Source organism: Halogeometricum sp. CBA1124, assembly GCF_009741955.1.
Taxonomy (GTDB): domain Archaea; phylum Halobacteriota; class Halobacteria; order Halobacteriales; family Haloferacaceae; genus Halogeometricum; species Halogeometricum rufum.
Genome location: NZ_WPCD01000301.1, coordinates 1 through 2,801 on the forward strand (window position 1 = coordinate 1; position 2,801 = coordinate 2,801).

General features: G+C 70.7%; 3 protein-coding genes. 1 reads left to right on the forward strand and 2 read right to left on the reverse strand.

Annotated features, from left to right (window positions below; genetic code table 11):
* Positions 1–18: 18 nt before the first annotated feature.
* On the forward strand, positions 19–1,458 hold the full coding sequence (locus GJ632_RS20715; RefSeq protein ID WP_343161300.1) for an MATE family efflux transporter: 1,440 nt from the start codon (positions 19–21) through the stop codon (positions 1,456–1,458).
* On the opposite strand, the gene GJ632_RS20720 is transcribed toward GJ632_RS20715, so the two are convergent.
* On the reverse strand, positions 1,455–1,886 hold the full coding sequence (locus GJ632_RS20720; RefSeq protein WP_343161299.1) for a TIGR04206 family protein: 432 nt from the start codon (positions 1,884–1,886) through the stop codon (positions 1,455–1,457). The two genes, GJ632_RS20715 and GJ632_RS20720, sit on opposite strands and share 4 nt — an antisense overlap.
* Positions 1,887–1,949: 63 nt before the next feature.
* Positions 1,950–2,801: hypothetical protein (locus GJ632_RS20725; protein ID WP_231751731.1), on the reverse strand; the 852-nt coding region annotated here is incomplete at its 5' end.

The window sequence follows — 2,801 nt, forward strand, 5'->3', positions numbered from 1 at the left end:
AATAGGTGTCCCTCCGACGTGTCTCGACTCCCCAACCCAATCAGGCGCAGCATCGTCGTCATCGGTCTCGTCCTCGCCCACTTCGGCGTCGTCGACCGCGAGAGAGCCGTCAGGACGGCCGAACTCGCGTGGCCCCGCATCGTCACCGGCATCGCGCGCATGTCGAAGAACGCGGTGGACGTCGCCATGGTCGGCATCGCCTCGGGCACCGCCGCCATCACCGGTGTCGGCTTCGCCGGGCCGTACTGGGGTGTCGCGTTCGCCCTCGGCGGCGGCGTCGCGGCCGGAACCCTCGCCCTCGTCTCACAGCGCTACGGCGCGGGGCGTTCGGACGGGCTCGGACTCGCCGTCCGGTCCAGTTCGCTGCTCGTCCTCATCGCCAGTCTCCCCGTGACGGCCGCCTTCTGGCTGTTCTCGACGCAGTTCATCGCCGTGCTGACGGACAACGCCGAGGCGGTCGAACTGGGCGCGCGCTACCTCCGACTCGTCGGTATCGGCGTCCCGTTCGCGGGGCTGAACCTCGTCGGGAGTCGTACGCTCGTCGGCGCGGACGACGCCTACATCGCCATGCTGCTCCGCTCCGGCGGTGCCGTCGTCAACGTCGTCCTCAGCGCGACGTTCATCTTCGGCCTCGGCATGGGCGTCGAGGGCGCGGCGGTCGGAACCGTCCTCTCGAACGTCGTCGTCACGGCCGCGTTCGCCCTCGGACTGGCGCGCGGCGGCCTCCCCGTCGTCGGCGAGTTCCCCATCCGAATCGACCCGTTCGGACGGTACGTCGACCGGGACACCGTCTCCGACATCGTCTCCATCGGACTGCCCGTCTTCGGACGCTCGCTGGTCTGGACCGTCGCGGAGTTCCCGATGCTCGCCATCGTCGACGGCTTCGGCGAGAACGTCGTCGCGGCGTTCGTCATCGCGCGGCGCATCTGGGGGCTGATGAACACGCCCGGGTGGGGCTTCGGACTGGCGTCCTCGAGTCTCGTCGGGCAGAGCCTCGGCGGCGACGACGAAGACACCGCCGAGGCGTACGGCCGCGAGATAGTGCGGTTCGCCGTCGCCACGTACGTCGTCAGCGCGGTTCTCGTCGCCGTCTTCGCCGAATCCATCGTCCGCCTGTTCGTGAACGACCCGTCGTCGCCCGCGATTCCCGTCGCGGTGTCGCTCGTCTACGCCGCCTGCCTCGCGGTGGTGATGCAGGGCGTCTCCGGCGCCGCCGCCGGACCGCTGGACGCCAGCGGCGACACCCGCGTCCCGTTCTACAGCCAACTGCTCGGCATGTTCGGCTGTTCCATCCCCATCGCCTACCTCGGCGCGCAGACCGGGCACATCGAAGCGCTGTACGTCGCGTTCCTCGCGGAGACGACGGTGCCGGCCGCCATCAACTACTACCGCTTCACCACCGGGAAGTGGAAGCAGGTGAGTCAGAAGTACCGCCCCGGCGCGTCGGCGGGCGATTAATCGCCGCCGCCGACGCCGTAGACGTACGCCGCGACGCCGAACAGGAGGAGCGTCCCGACGGGCCACGCCATCCGGCCGGGTTGGACCGAGAACCCCCGCGCCAGCGACAACTGGGCGACGCCCGCGACGGCGAGGAGTCCCGCGACGACGCGCCTGTCGTCGTACCCGACCCGCGGGCCGACGACGGCGAACCCGAGTGCGAGGAGGTAGAGCGCCACCGACAGCGGCCACGAGTTGATGTAGTCGGGCAGTCCGGCGGTGTAGACGAACAGGAAGTCGGTGAGCGTCGTCACGCCGAACGGATTCGTGTTGACCAGCCCCCACGCGAAGACGAGCGTGGCGTCCCGGTCCGAGAACACCTGCACGGACCACGGGACGAGGAGGAGTGCGAGGAGTGCGGGGACGGTCCAGTCGGGCGTTCGAGACACGTCCGAACGTCGGGTGCGGCGCGAGAAGAAGGGCACGGTCCGGGTCGAGGCGACGCACCGGCGTCACGGCCTCGGGCAGGCGTCCTCGCTCCGTACGGTCCGCTCCGGTGGCTCGACCGTCGTCGGCCCGTAGTCGAAGTCGTAGACGATTCGCTCTCGCACCGTCGGACCACCGAACCCGCCGCCGCGTTCGCGTTCGACGACGACGCGGAGGGGGAGCGCGGAGTCGGGAGCGAGATAGAGCGTCGCGCGGAGGTTCCCGGCCCCGGCGTTCGTCCGCCGCACCTCGTCGTCGCCCGGGACGCCCGCCGACAGCGACGACAGTTTCGAGCGGTCGGGGACGACTTCGACGACGCGGGCTCGCTCGCCGTCCACCGTGTCGGTCCCGCGGTCGTAGACGCGCGAGACGCCGAACAGGCGTCGCTGGCCGCCGAGCATCGTGTACGCGGTCCACGACCGGTTCTCCGGGAGCGCCGTCGCGTACGAGACGTCCTCGACGTTGACGTACCGCGAGTACGGGCACGGCGTGTAGAGCGTGTGACCGCGGACGAACCGCGTCTCGCTGTCGGCGTCGAAGCCGCCGCCGTCTTCGCCGAGGGCGATTTCGATGCGGTACGCCCGTTCGGAGCGGTTGAACGCGCCGCGGCCGTGGTAGGCGGCCGTCCGACGCTCGTCGCCCCGTTCGACGACGACGCTCCCGCCGACGGTGAACGAGTACGCGGGCACGTCCGCCGTCGCCGCGGCGGTTCGGTTCGCGAGTCGCTCTGCGGCCGGGTCGCTCGGTGGACGGCGGTCGGAACGCGGCCGCCGGCCCGACGCCGCGCCGAGAGCGAGGGCGACGAGGAGGCCGGCGACGGCGAGGCGTCTGGTGGAGGGCACGAGTCGAACGATGTTCGGTATCGGGTGAGAAAACCT